Origin of the sequence: Archangium primigenium, assembly GCF_016904885.1 — a bacterium.
Lineage (GTDB): Bacteria > Myxococcota > Myxococcia > Myxococcales > Myxococcaceae > Cystobacter > Cystobacter primigenius.
Window position 1 is genome coordinate 1,858,439 of sequence record NZ_JADWYI010000001.1, and the last position, 16,469, is coordinate 1,874,907.

14 protein-coding genes are annotated in these 16,469 nt (G+C 72.7%); 3 read left to right on the forward strand and 11 right to left on the reverse strand.

Annotated features, from left to right (window positions below; translation table 11 throughout):
* Positions 1-48 precede the first annotated feature (48 nt).
* Entirely contained in the window at positions 49-1,092 is a 1,044-nt protein-coding gene (locus tag I3V78_RS07960; RefSeq protein WP_204485714.1) for a hypothetical protein, read from the forward strand.
* On the opposite strand, the gene I3V78_RS07965 is transcribed toward I3V78_RS07960, so the two are convergent.
* The 11 genes from I3V78_RS07965 to I3V78_RS08015 all read right to left on the reverse strand — a co-directional run bounded on the left by I3V78_RS07965 (position 1,089) and on the right by I3V78_RS08015 (position 13,747).
* Positions 1,089-1,988 carry a YIP1 family protein gene (locus I3V78_RS07965; protein ID WP_204485715.1) on the reverse strand — a complete coding sequence of 300 codons (900 nt, stop codon included), beginning with the start codon at positions 1,986-1,988 and terminating at the stop codon, positions 1,089-1,091. The two genes, I3V78_RS07960 and I3V78_RS07965, sit on opposite strands and share 4 nt — an antisense overlap.
* 10 nt (positions 1,989-1,998) lie before the next feature.
* Positions 1,999-3,204: a cytochrome P450 family protein gene (locus I3V78_RS07970; protein ID WP_338023492.1), complete on the reverse strand. Its 1,206-nt coding sequence runs from the start codon at positions 3,202-3,204 to the stop codon at positions 1,999-2,001.
* 11 nt (positions 3,205-3,215) lie between these two features.
* On the reverse strand, positions 3,216-4,538 hold the full coding sequence (gene mgtE, locus I3V78_RS07975; protein WP_204485716.1) for a magnesium transporter: 1,323 nt from the start codon (positions 4,536-4,538) through the stop codon (positions 3,216-3,218).
* Positions 4,539-4,607: 69 nt separating this feature from the next.
* A complete protein-coding gene (locus I3V78_RS07980; RefSeq protein ID WP_204485717.1) occupies positions 4,608-5,411 on the reverse strand; it encodes a hypothetical protein in 804 nt (267 codons plus the stop codon).
* A gap of 193 nt (positions 5,412-5,604) precedes the next feature.
* Positions 5,605-6,057 carry a hypothetical protein gene (locus tag I3V78_RS07985; protein ID WP_204485718.1) on the reverse strand — a complete coding sequence of 151 codons (453 nt, stop codon included), beginning with the start codon at positions 6,055-6,057 and terminating at the stop codon, positions 5,605-5,607.
* Positions 6,058-6,243: 186 nt separating this feature from the next.
* Positions 6,244-8,142, reverse strand: coding sequence for a lipoxygenase family protein (locus I3V78_RS07990; protein ID WP_204485719.1), 1,899 nt, complete (start codon positions 8,140-8,142; stop codon positions 6,244-6,246).
* Positions 8,143-8,338: 196 nt separating this feature from the next.
* Positions 8,339-8,983 (reverse strand): glutathione S-transferase family protein, encoded by a 645-nt coding sequence (locus I3V78_RS07995; RefSeq protein WP_204485720.1) that lies wholly within the window; start codon positions 8,981-8,983, stop codon positions 8,339-8,341.
* A 59-nt stretch (positions 8,984-9,042) separates the two neighbouring features.
* A complete protein-coding gene (locus tag I3V78_RS08000) occupies positions 9,043-10,500 on the reverse strand; it encodes a choice-of-anchor D domain-containing protein (RefSeq protein WP_204485721.1) in 1,458 nt (485 codons plus the stop codon).
* Between the two features lie 88 nt (positions 10,501-10,588).
* A complete protein-coding gene (locus I3V78_RS08005; RefSeq protein ID WP_204485722.1) occupies positions 10,589-12,001 on the reverse strand; it encodes a sigma-54-dependent transcriptional regulator in 1,413 nt (470 codons plus the stop codon).
* Positions 11,998-13,461, reverse strand: coding sequence for a sensor histidine kinase (locus I3V78_RS08010; protein WP_204485723.1), 1,464 nt, complete (start codon positions 13,459-13,461; stop codon positions 11,998-12,000). Before I3V78_RS08010 ends, I3V78_RS08005 begins: the two co-directional genes overlap by 4 nt.
* A gap of 109 nt (positions 13,462-13,570) precedes the next feature.
* Positions 13,571-13,747, reverse strand: coding sequence for a hypothetical protein (locus I3V78_RS08015; protein WP_204485724.1), 177 nt, complete (start codon positions 13,745-13,747; stop codon positions 13,571-13,573).
* A 273-nt stretch (positions 13,748-14,020) separates the two neighbouring features.
* Between I3V78_RS08015 and I3V78_RS08020 the strand changes: the two genes are divergently transcribed.
* Both I3V78_RS08020 and I3V78_RS08025 read left to right on the forward strand, forming a co-directional pair.
* Positions 14,021-14,440 carry a response regulator gene (locus I3V78_RS08020; protein ID WP_204485725.1) on the forward strand — a complete coding sequence of 140 codons (420 nt, stop codon included), beginning with the start codon at positions 14,021-14,023 and terminating at the stop codon, positions 14,438-14,440.
* Positions 14,437-16,452 (forward strand): HEAT repeat domain-containing protein, encoded by a 2,016-nt coding sequence (locus I3V78_RS08025; protein WP_204485726.1) that lies wholly within the window; start codon positions 14,437-14,439, stop codon positions 16,450-16,452. Before I3V78_RS08020 ends, I3V78_RS08025 begins: the two co-directional genes overlap by 4 nt.
* Positions 16,453-16,469 lie beyond the last annotated feature (17 nt).

Below are 16,469 nucleotides of genomic sequence, written 5' to 3' on the forward strand. Positions count from 1 at the left end.
GACCCCTCGCGGTCCGAACCTGGCCGCCTTCCCCCTCCGAGGTCCGTGATGAATCCGCGACGCATGTGGTGGTGTCTGCCGGCGCTGTTGGTGGCGTGTGGCCCTGCTTCCGAGGCGCCCGCCGTGGTGGACGAGCTGACGGGGCAGCTGCTCGAGCCGGCCACGACGAGCTTCGACATGCACCGCCTGCTGGAGGACACGGACATCACCGGCGGGCAGGGCATCACCACGGCCCAGGTGCAGCAGTTCCTCCAGCAGAAGGGCTCCTACCTGGCGGGCTACACGGACCCGGCGTGGAACAAGACCGCGGCGGCGCTCATCGTGGAGCAGTCCAAGGCCAGCGGCATCAGCCCCCTGTACATGCTCGCGCGCATCCAGACGGAGTCGAGCCTCGTCACCAGTGGCACCTCCACCAACCTGGCCAAGGCCACGGGCTGTGGCTGTCCGGACAGCGGCGGGTGCAGCACGTCCTACGCCGGCTTCGGCAAGCAGGTGGAGTGCTCGGCCAAGAAGCTGCGCGGCTACCTCACGGACCTGGACGCGGGCCGCGCCACCGTGTCGGGCTGGAAGGTGAACGTGTCGAAGAGCACGTCGGACCCGTGCACGGTGAAGCCGGCCAACAAGGCCACCGCCGCGCTCTACACGTACACCCCCTGGGTGGGCGCGTACGCCACGCAGTGCGGCCGCACCACCGTGGGCGGCTCGTCGCTCGTGGCGCTCAAGTTCAGCCAGTTCAAGGCCGAGTACAACTGGAGCGCGTCCACCAGCACCGCCTGCTACTCGGGCACGGTGGACGGGGACGTGAAGGCGGGCGGCTGCGTGCAGTCCTCGTCCGACGGCGTCTGGCGGCAGTGCGTCAACGGGGAGTTCACGGCCGGCACCACCGCCAGGCCCACCACCTGCACCATCTCCTACCCCTGGTGCAGCTCCGTCACCCTGGGCCGCTCGGTGCCCACGCGCACCTGCGTGCAGTCGCGCTCCACCGCGGCCTGGCAGCAGTGCGGCGCCGAGGGTGCGTGGCTGTCCGCGCCCAACGCCGAGAGCGCGGGCGGCGGCCCCGCCGGCAGCTGCTACGCCACCTACGCCCTCTAGGGGGCGTGCTTGAAGAGGAAGACGAGCAGCGCCAGGTAGCCGCCGCCGCACAGGCAGCAGGACAGCAGGGGCGCGAGCAGCGCCCCCGCGAACGCCGGGCCCCAGGTGGTCCGGTGCAGTCCCCGGTAGGCGTAGACGCGGGACACGAGCGCCCAGAAGGGCGCCACCTGCGTGCCGAGGAAGGGAATGGCGCCGAGCGTCCAGGCGGCCTGCGAGAGCGCGTTGGCCCGGAGCGTCACCCGGAAGCCGCGCGGCACGCCGCCCGTCACGCGCAGCATCAGGTGGTCCACGGCCGCGCTCGCCAGCGTGAGCAGCAGGAACAGCGGCGGGCCGAGGAACACGCTCACGGCGAAGAAGCCCCACCCCATCCAGCGGACCATCTCCAGGCCCGAGCCATCGCCCTTGAGCTTCTCGGGGGGCAGCAGGTACTGCATCATCGAGGGCATGGCGTTGAAGATGCCCAGGTAGAGCAGCCCCGTCACCACGCACACGGGCAGGGCGCACAGCAGGGTGAAATACAGCGAGCTGCCCACGCTGTCCTCGGCGCGCGCCAGGCGCAGCGTGTCCGGCCGCAGCATCACCTGCACCAGCGTCTTCCAGAAGGCCGGCAGCGTGCCCAGCGCCTCGCGCTGGTCCCAGGGCAGGGGCTGGTCCGGGTCGAGGCCCTCGCACCGCGCGCACCGCGTGCCCCCCAGGGCATCCGTGCGCAGACACCGCGCGCAGGCGAACGCCCCACAGCGCTCACAGGTGCCCAGGCCCCGGAGCGTGGGGTGCTCGGCGCACACGGGCAGGGTGTCTCCCGGACGCGCCTCCAGGAGCAGGGACGCGCCGCAGGCGGCGCACAGGGTGGCCCCTGGGGTGAAGGGCCGCTGACAGGTCGGACAGAGGGGTCGCATGGGAGGGGGCTCAGTACGCCACGGGCAGCTGCTTCATGCCATGCATGATGATGCCCTCGCTCCAGGGGAGCGCGTGCTCCGCCACCGCCAGGCGCAGGCGCGGCAGGCGCTCGAAGAGCAGGGGCAGGGCGAGCGTGGCCTCCAGCCGCGCGAGGGGCGCCCCCACGCAGTAGTGGATGCCGAAGCCAAAACCGAGGTGCCGGTTGGGCTCGCGGGTGATGTCGAAGCGCTCGGGCTCGGGGAACTGCGCGGGATCGTGGTTGGCCGCCAGCAGCGAGACGTACACGGTGTGCCCCGCGGGAACCACCTGGCCCCGCAGCGCGAGGTCTTCCCGCGCCCAGCGGTGGGTGGCGACCTCCACCGGCCCCCGGTAGCGCAGCACCTCCTCCACCGCCGGGCCCGCCAGGGACGGGTCCTTGCGCAGCCGCTCGAGCTGCTCGGGGTGGCGCAGGAGCGCCCACACGCCATTGCCGATGAGGTTCACCGTCGTCTCGTGGCCCGCGCCCAGCAGCAGCACCACCATGCCGATGAACTCCTCGGCCGACAGCCGGTCCCCCTGCTCCTCGGCCTGGAGCAGTGCGCTGATGAGGTCATCGCGCGGCGCGGCCCGCCGCTGCTCCGCCAGCGCCTGGATGTACGCCTTGAGCCCGAGGCTGGCGCGGCGCAGCGCCTCCAGCCGCGCCTGGGTGGGCGGGGCGGTGATGGCCCCCGTCCACTCGCGGAACTGATCCTGGTCCTCGGGCGGCACCCCGAGCAGCTCGGCGATGACCGTCACGGGCAGCCGGAAGGCGAAGGTGTCGATCAAATCCACGGGGCCCTCGCGCGGCAGCGCGTCCAGCAGCCGGTGGGTGATGGCCTCCACGCGCGGGCGCAGCGCCTCCACCCGGCGCGGGGTGAACGCCTGGGACACGAGCGTGCGCAGCCGCGTGTGGTCCGGTGGATCCGACATGAGCATGTTGCGGTTGATCGCCAGCATCTCCGGCGTGCGCGACTGCCGCGCCTCGGCGGGCACCAGACGCTCGTCCTTGGTGAGGCGCGGGTCGCGCAGCACCTCCAGGGCCGTCGGGTAATCGGTGGTGACCCAGACGGGGATGTCCCGCGCCAGGTCCCGCTGGGCGAACACCGCCCCCTCCCGCCGCATGCGCGCGTAGAGGGGATGCGGATGGGCGCGCACGTGGGGTGCCCACAGCTCGTGGGGAGGCAGGATCGTGTTCACGGCGGGTGAGCCTACAGCAGTGTGCCCTTGAGGATGAGGCTCGCCGCGGAGAAGTAGATGACCAGCCCGGACACGTCCACGAGCGTGGCCACGAACGGCGCCGAGGCGCTCGCCGGATCGAAGCCCAGGCGGCGCAGCAGGAAGGGCAGCATGGAGCCGGAGAGCGTGCCCCACGTCACCACGCCCACGAGCGACAGGCCCACGGTGAGCGCCACCCGCACGGCGTGCTCGCCATAGGAGTGGAACAGCCCCTGCCACACGAGGATGCGCACGATGCCCACCAGGCCCAGGGTGGTCCCCAGCGCCACGCCCGCGAGCACCTCGCGCCGGGCCACGCGCCACCAGTCGCGCAGGCGGATCTCCCCCAGCGCCAGCGAGCGGATGATGAGCGTGGTGGCCTGGCTGCCCGAGTTGCCGCCCGAGCTGATGATGAGGGGCACGAAGAGCGCGAGCACCACCGCCTGGGCGATCTCGTCCTCGAAGTGGCCCATGGCGGTGGCGGTGAGCATCTCGCCCACGAAGAGCACGAGCAGCCAGCCCGCGCGCTTCTTGAGCATGGCGAGCAGGCCCACGTCGAAGTAGGGCGCGTCCAGGGCCTCCATGCCGCCCACCTTCTGGATGTCCTCGGTGGCCTCCTCCCGCACCACCTGGACGATGTCGTCCACGGTGACGATGCCCTTCATGTGCCGCTGGGCATCCACCACCGGAATGGCCATGAGCGCGTGCTCGGCGAACACCCGGCTCACCGCCTCCTGGTCCATGTCCTCGGCCACGGTGATGAGGTCGCGGCTCATCACGTCCGCCACGCGCTTGTCCGGCGCCGCCTGGAAGAGCTGGCGCAGGGACACCACCCCGAGCAACTGCTGCTGGGGGTCGAGCACGTAGGCGTAATAGACCGTCTCCACCTTCTCGCGCGTCTGGCGGCGCAGGTAGCTGATGGCCTCGTCGAGGGTCATGTCCGGCCGCACGCGCGCGAAGCGGGGATTCATCAGGCCGCCCGCGTGGTCCTCGGCGTAGGCCATCAGCGCCTGCACCTCGCGGCGGGTGCTCTCGTCCAGCTCGTGCAGGAGCGACGCGCGCAGGTCGGCCGGCGTGCCCTGGATGACGTCCACGGCGTCGTCCGGGGCGAGCAGCCGCAGCCACGTGCGCCGCTCGCCCGGCCCGAGCGACAGCAGCAGCGCCGCCTGCTCCTGGGCGGACAAGGACAGGAAGAAGTCGTCGGCGGTGGCGTGGGGGACGAGCCGGAAGCTCTCCACGCGCTCATCGCGCGAGAGCGCGGGCCAGGCGTCGCGCAGCTCGTGCGGGAAGATGGGCTCGGGATCCTGGGTCTCCATGGCGCCTCCAGGCCTCCCCCTTCATCCAACTCCGGCGCGTTGTCCAGTGCCCCCCGCTCGCTTCCCGCGTCAGCGCAGATACGCGAGCGCGAGGGGCGGCAGCGCCACCACGGCCACGAACAGGCCGCTCCACAGCAGCGCCTGCTTGTTGCGCGCTCCGTCCAGGGCGTCCAGGACCCACTGCTGGAGCTGCTCCCGGGCGAGGTCGTTGAGCCGAGCGAGCGTGAGCTCCACGGTGCTCGTGTCGTGCGCTTGCTCACCGATGAGGGCGTCGAGGCGCTCCTCGATGAGGCCGACCACGCCGCGCCGCACCTTGCCGAGGATGGCGCGAGACAGCGCGCCGAGGCTCGAATATCCCTCCTCGTCCGCCGCGGTGCGCTCACTGGCCTCGTGGATGAGCGCGCGCAGCTTCTGGATGGGCAGGGGTCTGCGGAGGACGGCCGGCGTGGCGGCTCCCTCCGCGAGCAGGGCGGCGCGCTCGATGACCCGCTCCACGAGGTGCTGGGACAGCCGGTGCTGCTCCACCAGGTTCATCGCCACGCGGCCGATGCCCCGCCACATGCCCGCGGCGCCGAGCCCCACCACCCCCGCCGCGAAGTAGAGCGGACCCAGCAGATAGACGCCGTAGCGCCACGCGTCCCCGGGCGGGGTCCTGAGCGCTCCCGTGCCCAGCTCGACGGCGAAGACCACCAGGCCGAGCACGAAGCCGAGTACCCCGAAGCCCAGTGTGCGCCCGGCGATGGTGGCGGCCGCGCGCCCGGCGGTGGCCATCAGCGCCCGCGTCCGACTGGGGGCGGGCTCGGACGAATCGGCCTGGAGGCGCGAGGTCTCGGGGTTCAAGGACTGCGCGTCGTGGACGGGATCGGGGCTCACGGTACGGGTTCTCCCAGGGCGGCCTCGGGGCCGTGGGGCGCCAATGTAGGCCGACAACGGGGTCCGATGCGCTCGGGGCCCGGGTCGACAGGGGCTGACCCGTGTCCGTTTTGGTGGGATCCCTCGTTTTCGGACATGGGCCACGGCTTTCGTCCCGGCGGCCTCTCCCCGTGAGCGCGCGGGACGTGCCCTGTCATTCCGGCACGGCCTGGCAGAGGACCTTGCCGTGAAGCCCGCGCGTGCGCAGGACGGCGTAGGGCCAGACCCGGCGTGTCGTGTGCTCGCCGGGGGCCTTCACCCGCCGGTAGTGGACGATGAGATCCGCGCCCCGGGCCCGCTGCTCGGCCTCTGGAACATGCTGGACGGAGTCGACGAGGAGGACCGTGCCGTCCTCCTCGCGCGTGGGCGACACGCAGAGCACCCAGTCCGCCACCTTGAAGCGCTCCGGGGGACGCAGGGCATCGGCGAGCAGCGCGATGAAGGCCTTGTCGAGCGTGCCCTCGGCGGGCACTCCGTCGCGGTGGGCGACATGTGACGCCATGAGCTGCTCGAAGCCCTGGTTCCCGTCGTCGGCCTTGAAGTGCGCGCGCATGTCGGGCCCCGCCGCCCCCGCGACCGCCGCCCACACCAGACAGGTGAGACCCATCCCCCCGTGGAATCGCATCAGGTGTGCCTCGCTTTCGCGAGACAGACACTTCATGCGACGTGTCACGCGGCGGTTCCCTCTCGGAGACGACGCCTCCCGGCCGCCGCGCCGTGACAGATTGACCGGGAGCCGCGGGGCCCGGCGGGACAGCGTGTCCGCCGGGCGGGAGCGCTCAGGGGGCTCGGCTCAGATGTTGATGCTCTGGGGGATGGCCGAGGGGATGAAGTAGGGGTAGGGGAAGCGGCGCGTCGTGTTGCGCTCCTGGATGGTGGCGCCGATGCGCTCCAGGTCCGCCTGGAAGTTCTTCAGGTGGCCGTGCACGTGCAGGTTCTTGAACCACAGGAAGGGGTAGTCCCCGAGCTTCGTGTGGTGCACCCCGCCGAGCAGGGACAGGAAGCTGAGCTGCTCGGCGGCCATGTCCAGGGGCGGGTACTGATCCAGGCCCGGGTTGAGCGCGGCGTCGGCGCGGTTGGGCGGCGCGGCGCGGTAGGCGGCCGCGGGGGCGAGCGGCACGAACGTCATCACCCCGGCCTGGGCGAAGTTCACCGCCGCGTGCTGGGCGCTGCCGGTGAAGATGAGCATGGTGAGGGCCTGGATGAGGTAGTCCACCGTGGTCAGCTTGCCGGCGACGCCGTCCTCGCCGAAGCCCTTCACCCGGCCTCCCTCCTGGGCGACCACCTCGGCGCTCCAGGCCTGGAGCGCGGTGTCCTGGGCCACCGCCGTGTCCGAGGTGTAGTAGAGGCCCACGTAGGCCCGCACCCAGTTCTCGATGGCGCCCCACACGAGCCGCGCGTCCTCACGGTAGGGGTAGTCCAGGTCGGGGTCGTTCACGTCCCGCTGCTTCAGGGCGTTGGGCAGCATGCCCTGGTTGAAGTCGAAGTCCTGGGTGTCGAGCAGTGACTCCACGGAGACGGTGCGGCTGGCCTGGATGGTGCCCGCCATCAGCATGTCCACGTCTCCGCCGGGGGCGATGAGCTTCGCCTGCGCGGCGTTGTTGATGTAGAGCGTGCCCTCGAAGTGCGGCCGCAAGAGCAGGCTCACCGGATGGTCGTCCGGGAGGTTGCGGTGGGTGGCCACCACGAAGGGCTCCACGAGCAGGTGGGTGTGGCCCAGGTGGGAGATCATCTCGTGGTAGTTCACGTCCGCCACGTTGACGGTCGTCTTGGCCTGCAGCCAGGCCTCCCCGTCGGCGGGCGTGAAGAGCGCATAGGTGCTCGCGTCCTGGCCACAGCGGATGCCCAGGGGACGCAATTGCCGCAGCCCACTGCCCGCGGGCAGGCCGAACAGGGCGCGAGGCGCGAAGCAGTACTTGGGGCTCACGGGGGCGTTGCCGTTGACGACGCGCGCGAGCGCCTTGTAGTCCGCCAGGTACAGGCGGCCCTCGTCCAGGGCGCGCTGGACGGTGTCGCCCTCGCCGAGCACGGCGCCGAGCGCCGCGTCCTGGAGGCCGAGCGTGTCCTCGAGCGTGTGCGCGCGGCGCAGCACGAGCGGGTTGAAGCCCGCCACGCGCATCCAAGCGAAGGTGGTGTCCTCCTCGTAGCTCGAGGCCGCCGCGGGCAGGGGCAGGGTGGTGAAGAGGTTGAAGTAGTCCTGCATCGAGCCCGGCCGGCCCGTGGGCTTGGTGGTGATGGCCTCGAGCACCAGCTTGAGCACGTCGAACACGCTGCCCAGCTCCTGGTTGAAGGCCTTGCGGGCCAGGAGCGCGGCCTTTCCGGCCAGCTCGGCGGCCTCGCCGAACTCGTGCAGCTCGCCGAACAGCTTGCCGGCCAGCGTGGAGGGCGCGGGCAGGGCCTGGAGGTGGCCGAGGTCCAGCGCGCCCACGCCCACGTGCGACAGGTCCACGTGCAGCGAGAGGGCCGGCGCCGCGCCGCCGTGCTTGCGCTGCTCCTGCTCCTGGACCCAGTGCAGGCGGTTGCTCGCGATGTGGAGCACCTGCGTGATGACCTGTCCCCACCACTCCAGCGTGGGCCGCTGGTTGGCGGGAACTCCCTGGGCCATCGCGAGGGGCGCGACGTACGTGTAGTTGTACTGGTACTCGGACGCGGACGACTCGCTGCGCGACGACACGGTTTGAGCGGATGACATGGGAACCCCCGGGAGAGTGGCGGACCCGGCTGGGGGCGCGGGTCCGTGCCGCGCATGATTGCAGATCCAATGCCAGACGTGCATGGAGGGGGTTCGTGTCCGCCTCCTCGGTGCGCGGGCGGCGGCCGGGCCCGATGGACGTGTCCGCCGGGCGGTTGACACGTCAGGAACGGGGGCCACCCCCCCGCCGGACGTGTCAGTCCTTGCGCTTGCGCATGGCGGAGAGGTCGAAGGGGCCGCCGCGCAGGAGGGCGCGCTGGTAGGCGGGCCGCTCGTGCAGGCGCCGCAGGTAGGCGACGAGGTTGGTGAAGCGGCCCAGGGCGTGACTGGATTGAGCGGCCTCCAGCACGAAGCCGACCTGGATGTCGGCGGCGGTGAACGTGTCACCTACCAGGTACTCGTGCTCGCCCAGGGCATTGGCGATGTAGGTGAGGTGGTTGTGCACCTCGCTGCCCAGGCGGGGCTGGAGCGGCGCCGCCGCGTCGCCGAGCCGGCTCAGGTAGAGCCCGAGCATGAAGGGCAGCATGGCCGAGCCCTCGGCGTAGTGCAGCCACTCCACGTAGGCGTCGAACGCCACCGAGTCCGGCGGGGGCGCGAGCCGTCCCCCGCCATGGCGGCGCACCACGTAGTCGATGATGGCGCCGGACTCGGCGATGACCCGCCCCTGATCCTCCAGCACCGGGGCCTTGCCCAGGGGGTGCACGGACTTGAGCTCCGGGGGGGCGAGGTTCGTGTGGGCGTCGCGCTGGTGGGGGACGAGCGCGTAGTCGAGTTCCAGCTCCTCCAGCAGCCACAGGATGCGCTGGGAGCGGGAGTGGTTGAGGTGGTGGAGCGTGAGCATGGGGGCGTCTCCTGGGGGTGGGGGCCCCCCAGGTTAGCGCCCCGCGCGCCAGGACACCCCTAGTCCGCGCCGAACGCGGTGCCCGTGCCCGTGCCCGTGAGCGGCACCGAGGTGGAGGGGCTCAGCGGATCCGAGGTGGTGAGCGTCAGGGCGCTCGCGAACGCCCCCGTGCCCACCGGGTTGAAGGTGACCTGGAACTGCACGCTGGAGCCGGGAGCGAGGAAGAAGGGCAGCAGCGGGAGCGTGGTCGCGGTGAAGACGGGGTAGGCGTGGGCGTCGAGCGCCACGGCGGTGATGATCCGGGGGGCGGTGCCCTCGTTGGTCACGGTGAGCAGCCGGGTGGCGGTGGTGCCCTTGCGCTGCGCGCCGAAGTCGATCGCGGACGGGGCCCAGACGAGGTCCGGGTCCGTGCCGGTGCCCCCACCGCCCTGGCCCTGGAGGGTGATGGAGAGGGGCGAGAGGCCTTCATCGGTCACGAAGGTGAGCTTGCCGAGGCTCGCGCCCGCCTGGGTGGGGTGGTACTTCACCTCGAACGTCGTCATGGCGCCGGCGGGCAGGACCAGGGGAAAGGTCGCCCCGTGGAGGGAGAAGGCGGGGGCGCCCGCGATGTCCGCCGCGTGGAGGAAGGTGTCGCCCGAACCCGTGTTGCGCAGGAACACCCGCTGGACGCTCGAGGTGCCCAGGGCGACCGTTCCGAAATCGAGCGTGGCGTAGGGCGTCTCGAGGCGGGGCATCGCGCCCTGGCCCCGCATCGCGACGCCGAGGGGCTCGGCGGAGGGGTCGTCGTTCTTCAGCGACAGCTGCGCGGCGAAGGCGCCCTCCCCCATGGGCGTGAAGCGCACCCGCAGGGTGAAGATGCCGTCCGGAGCGAGTGTGAGGGGGAAGATCGGCGCTCCGTCGAGCACGAAGGCGGAGGCGCCTTGAACATTCACGGCGGGAATCGTCACGCTCCCCGTGCCCCGGTTCTGGACCTGGACTTCAAGGGTCTTCGCGTGCCCCACGCGCACCGCTCCGAATTCAAGGACCGACGAGGGGGTCACGACCAGTCTGGGCGCGACCCCCAGGCCCCGCAGGTCCACGGTGAGCAGGGGCGTGGCGGGATCGTTGCTCGTGAGCTTCAGGGTCTGCGCCAGCGCCCCTTCCACGAGGGGCGCGAAGCCCACCTCGAGCTTCAGGACGGCCTGCGGCTCGAGGGTGTAGGGAAGCGCCGGGAGGGAGCGCAGGGTGAAGGCCTGACCCGCGGAGAGCGCGAGCGACTCGAGCTTCACGGGCGTCGAGCCGAGGTTGCGCAGCTCGAGCACGCGGGCGCTCTGCGTCCCCACCCGCACCGGCCCGAAGTCGAGGACGGGCGTGCTCGTGCCGAGGTCGAGCGTGTCCTCGGGCCCCGCGAAGGCGAACCGCAGCGCGGGCGCCTCACCCGCCGGGGGGGCGTTCTCGGAGGCGGCGGGGAGAGCGCCGGGCCCACATGCCGCGAGCAGCGCGAGGCCCACCAGGACAAGGACGTTGCGTAAAGCCATGAAGCACTCCGGGGAGAACCGAGGGGGCGGTCATCCTAGGAGGGGTTTCAACTCCTGGGGAGGTTGTCGGGAGTCCTCCGCCGCGCCGCTACTCCCTGGGGTCTTCCTTGTCCTCGGCGGCGAGCGAGGCGGCCACGGGGTGGCGGCGGCCCAGCTTGCGGTAGAGCGTCTTGCGGTCCACGCCGAGGATGCGCGAGGCGAGGGTGCGGCTGCCGCCCACCGTCTCGATGACGCGCTGGATGTAGCGCCGCTCCATCTCCTCCAGGGACACGAGCTCCGACACGTCGCTGGCCTGGGCGCTCGGGTTGGAGGCGCGGTAGTCGCGGATGCGCTCGGGCAGGTCCTCCACCGTGAGCTCCTCGAAGGAGGTGAGGGCCACGGCGCGCTCGATGCAGTTCTGCAGCTCGCGCACGTTGCCGGGCCATCCGTAGGCGAGCAGCTTCTGGGCCACCGCGGGGCTCAGGCCCTGCACGCGCTTGCCGCTGCGCGCGGCGACGTGCTCGAGGAAGCGCTGGGCGAGCAGGAGCACGTCGTTGCCCCGGGCGCGCAGGGGCGGCAGCTCCAGGCCGATGACGTTGAGGCGGTAGTACAGGTCCTCGCGAAAGCGGTTCTCCTCCACGGCGAGCTCCAGGTCCCGGTTGGTCGCCGCCACGATGCGCGCGTCGAAGGGCACCTCCGTGTCCCCGCCCACCGGGCGCACGGTGCGCTCCTGCAGCGCGCGCAGGAGCTTGGGCTGGAGGGTGAGGGGCATCTCGCCCACCTCGTCCAGGAAGAGCGTGCCGTTGCTCGCCTTGACGAACAGGCCCGTGCGCGCGGCCTTGGCGTCGGTGAAGGCGCCCTTGGCGTGGCCGAACAGCTCGCTTTCCAGGAGGGCCTCGGGCATGGCCGCGCAGTTGATGGCCACGAAGGGCCCCGCGTGCCGGCGGCTCCGGGCGTGCAGCGCGCGCGCCGCCACCTCCTTGCCCGTGCCGCTCTCGCCCGTCACCAGCACGGACGCGTCCGCGTCGGCCACCCGGTCGATGAGCTCGTACACGCGCTTGAGCGCCAGGCTCTCGCCCACCACGCCGCCGTCGGCCGAGGCGTCGTGCAGCGCCCGGCGCAGCCGCCGCACCTCCTCGCGCAGCGCCCGGTGCCGCACCGCCCGCTCCAGCAGGAGCACCAGCGCGTCCAGGTCCACCGGCTTGGTCACGAAGTCGTAGGCGCCCGCGCGGATGGACGCCACGGCCGTCTCCATGCTGCCAAAGGCCGTCACCACCACCACGGGGATGTCCGGCCGGTTGAGCACCACGCGCTCGCACAGCGCCAGCCCGTCCATGCCTGGCATGCGCAGGTCGGTGAGCACGGTGTCGAAGTCCTCGGCCTCCAGCCGCGAGAAGGCCTCCGCGGCGCTCGCGAGCACCGTGGGCTGGAAGCCCCGGCGCGTGAGGCCCTTCTCCAGGAGCGCGCGCATCTCGCGCTCGTCCTCGACGACCAGGATGCGGCCCTTGGGGGGGGTGCTCATGTCTCGGCCTCCGGTGATGGGCCCGCTTCGGGCGGCAGGAAGATGGAGAAACAACTACCGCGTCCGGGCTCGCTGCTCACGGAGATCCACCCGCCGTGGTCCCGGATGAGGCCATAGGACACGGACAGGCCCAGCCCCGTGCCCTCGCCCACGTCCTTGGTGGTGAAGAAGGGCTCGAACACGCGGGGCAGCACCTCCGGGGCGATGCCCTCGCCCTCGTCCACCACGTCCAGCCGCACCCACTCGGCCTCGGGGCCTCCCAGGTCCGTGGGGGGCAGGGCGCGCGCGTGGCCCAGGCGCACGCGCAAGGTGCCCGGCTGCTTCATGGCGTGCAGGCCGTTGACCACGAGGTTGGTGAGGGCCTGCTGGAGCTGGCCCGCGTCCACCTCCAGCAGCAGGGGGCCCGGGGACTCCTGGGCGAGCTGGATGTGGCGCCGGGCCGCCAGGGGCTGCAGGAGCGAGAGCGTGCGCGCCACGAGCTGGGACAGGTCCTCCGGGGCGCGCTGGGGCGTGCGCCGCCGGGCGAAGTCGAGCAGCTGGCGGATGATGCCCGTCATGTGCTGCACCTGCTGGGCGATGATGCGCGCGTACTCGGGCACCTCCTCGCCCTCGGCCTCGCCGGCGGCGATCATCCGCGCGCGGCCGAGCACCACGTTGAGCGGCGTGCCCAGCTCGTGCGCCACGCCCGAGGCGAGCTTGCCCACGGTGGCCAGCCGGTCCGAGTGCCGCAGGTGCTCGAGCGTGGCCAGGCGCGCCGCCGTCTCCGCGTCCACCTGGGCGCGCGCGGACGCCAGGTCCCCGGCCATCTGGTTCATCGCGCCCGCGAGCGTGGCCAGCTCGTCCTGCTGGTGCAGGTGCACCCGGGCCGCGAGGTCCCCCTGGCCCAGGCGGTGCGCCATGGCGACGAGCTGCTCCACGGGGCGGCCCACCAGCCGGCGGCCCATGGCCATGGCGACCAGGAAGAAGGCGAAGGTGATGGCGGCGGTGGCCACGGCGGTGCCCGTCACCGTCTGGCGCACGTGCTGGCGCTGCTCGGTGAGGGCCTCGGTCAGCTCGATGGCGCCGCGCCGCTCGTCGATCATCACCGGGGTGAAGGAGCGCCGCACGCCCGGCACCGGGCCCGTGTCCACGAAGGACGCGTCATGGCCGGCGCGCAGGCCGCGCAGGATGGGGGCGGGCAGGGCCTGGCCCGGGGGCGAGTCGAGCCACAGCCAGCCCAGGCGGATCTGCTCCTGGAAGCGGTTGGCGTCCGCGAGGATGTGCAGCGCCTCCTCCTCGCCCTCCAGCTCCCAGGCCCGCACGAACGAGCCGCCCAGCATGTGGCCGAGCAGGCGGTGGTCATGTTCCATGTCCCGCATGGAGCGGGCGAGCTCCCGCCGCACTTCGATGGTCTCCAGCCCCGCGATGACCGCGAAGGCGAGCAGGACGAGGGCGAGGACGATCTTCCGGGCGAGCTTCATGACAGGGGCTCCGGGTCTTAGCCGAGCGCCCGGGCCCCACAACGGTGCACACCCTGGCCGGGTTCAGGAACGGACGACTCCCGGGGCCAGGGGGTGGGGGAGCGGGGGCTCAGCTCTTCGTCTTGTGCATCGGAGGCTTCTGGCTCTCCGTGGGCTTGGTGGCCTTCTTGGCGGGCTTCTTCGCCGGGGCGGACGTCGTCGGCTTGGGAGCCTCCTTCGGGGCCGCGAACGCGCCAACGGACAGCAGGGACACGGCGACACCGAGCAGGATGGACGAGCGCTTCATGGGAACTGCCTCCTCAAGGGAGGACCGCGAGGTGCGGCCTCCACGCCCGACACTCAAAGCATCGCGCATGCCAAGGCGCCTTCTCCTCGGAGACCCGGGGCTGGGGGGCGCCGGGGCGGGGCGAAGCGCGAGGCGGAATGCCCCGAGGGGGGCAGCGTGCCCCGTGGCGTCGGGCGCGGGGGGCCGGCGCGCGCCCGGGAGGGCCCTGGCACGCGCCATGCTCAAGCGCCCGAGGTGGTCCTTCGAGGTGATTCTTCATCGGGAGCGTCCGTCATGATGTCCTTTCTTCCCGCCGAGCCCCGGCCCCTGCGCATCCTCCTGGCGGAGGATGATGAGGACATGCGCGCGCTCTTGACGCTGACCCTGGCGCGCGCGGGCTACGCGGTGGTGGCCCTGGAGGACGGGTACGAGCTGGCCGACTACGTCTCCTTGACGCAGGTGTGTGGGGGCCCCCTGCGCGCGCCGGACCTCATCCTCTCGGACATCCGCATGCCGGGGCGCACCGGCCTGGAGGTGCTGGCGCAGCTCCACGCCGCGGGCCTGTCCTGCCCCGTCATCCTCTTGTCCTCCTTCGCGGATGAGGAGACGCGCGCCGAGGCCCGGCGGCTCGGGGTGAGCGCCTTCCTGGACAAGCCGGTGGACCTGGACGTCCTCCGGGCGACCGTGCGCGAGACCGCCTCGGGTCTCATGTGAGGCCGGCGCGCGTCCCGCTCCTCGTCCTGGGCGCCGCCGCCCTGCTCGGGCTCGGAGGCCTCGTGGCCTCGCGGAGCGCGCGTCCGGCGCCCGCGCCCGTGCCCGCGGCGTCTCCGCCCCCGCCCGTCGCGGCGCCCGTGCTGGCCTCGCCCGCGTCGGGGTACGTGGGGTCGGCCCGCTGCGCCGAGTGCCACGAGGACGAGCACGCCGCGTGGCGCCAGGACTGGCACGCGCGGGCGCTCTCGGCGGCGCGCCCGGAGTGGGTGGTGGGCGACTTCGCCAACGCCCACTACCAGGGCACCTCCAGCGAGGCGTGGATGACGCGGCGGGACACGCGCGCCTTCATGCGGACCCGGGGCGCCTCGGGCGCGCTCGCCGACTACCCGGTGGACTGGGTGGTGGGGGGCAAGCGGATGCAGGATCCGCTCACCCAACTGCCCGACGGGCGCTGGCAGGTGCTGCCCGTCTACTTCCACGTGACGGGCCCTGGCGCGTGGGTGGACTACTCGGAGTCCAAGCAGGGCGCGCTGACGCCGGAGCACCCCTTCTTCTGGACCAACTGGCAGCGCACCGCGCAGCACGCGTGCCTGGACTGCCACGTGACGGGGCTCGACACGCGCTACGACCGCGCGAGCCACCAGTGGCGCACGGGGTTCGCGGACGCGGGCGTGGCGTGCGAGAGCTGCCATGGGCCGGGCTCGCGCCACGTGGAGACGCAGCAGGCGCGCGACATCGTCCAGCCCGCCCGGGTCGCGCCCGCCGAGGGCCTGGCCGTCTGCGGCCAGTGCCATGGGCCGCACCGCACGCTCTTTCCCTCGTTGGACGCGCCCCACCACTTCACGCCCGGCGAGCGCTACGAGGACCGCTACCAGCCCCTGGTGGTGCTGCTCGACGAGGAGCGCTCGGGGGACTTCTTCGACGACGGGCGGCCGAGGACGTCCAGCTTCGAGTACCAGGCGCTCCTCCAGTCGCGCTGTCATTTGAAGGGCGGCGCCACCTGCCTCACCTGTCACAGCGCGCCCCATGCCGCGCACGGGAGCAACGAGCTGCCCCCGCCGCGCCCGGGCGCCCCGGTGGGCGCGGCGAGCTGCCAGGGCTGCCACGCGAAAGAGACGGCCGAGGGGGCGCGGCACACGCACCATGCCTCGGCGGGGGCGCCCGACTGCGTGGCCTGCCACATGCCGCCCACCGTCACGGGCGTGCTCGACACCTTCGCGGACCACGCGCTCGACGTGCCCGTGCCGGGCAACACGGTGAAGCACGGCATCCCCAACGCCTGCAACGCCTGCCACACGCACGCCCAGGCCTCCCCCGCGTCCATGGACGCGGCGCTCGCCCGGTGGTGGCCGCGGGCGAAGGCGCGGCAGGCCCGGCGCCTGCGGCTGGCGGACGCGCTGGCCGTGAAGACCGCCCGGGACAGCCGCCCGGCGCTCGAGCAGGTGGTGCTGGACACGCACGAGGCCCCGTCCTTGAGGGGCGCGGCGGCGCGCATCCTCGCCCAGCGCTTCTCCCGGGACGCGGTGCCGGTGCTGGTGACGGCGCTCGCCTCGGCCCCGGACGCGGGCCTGCGCTCGGAGGTGGTCGCGGCGCTGGCCGCCACGCACGTGCCCGGGGCCCTGGCGGGGGTGGTGCCCTTGCTGGACGACCCGTCGCTCTGGGTGCGGCAGGCCGCGGCGCTCGCGCTCGCGGGGGCGGGGGATGCGCGGGGCACCCAGGCCCTGGAGGCGCTGGCGCGCGCGCCCGCCTCGGAGGGCCTGCCCCTGCCGCACATCGCGCTCGGTCAGCTCGCGCTGCGCCAGGGGGACTTCACCACGGGCACCCGGCGGTTGGAGCGCGCGTTGGACCTGCAGCCCTACAACACCGGGGTGCTGGTGCTGCTCGCGGATGCCTACGCCCGCCAGGGAGACATCCGCCGGGCCCGCGAGCGGCTGGAGGAGACCCTGCGCTTCGAGCCCCAGAACCGGGGGGCCCGGCGGCGCCTGAACCTGCTGCGGGGCGCGCCGGGGCATTGAGAGCGGCCGGGCCCGCG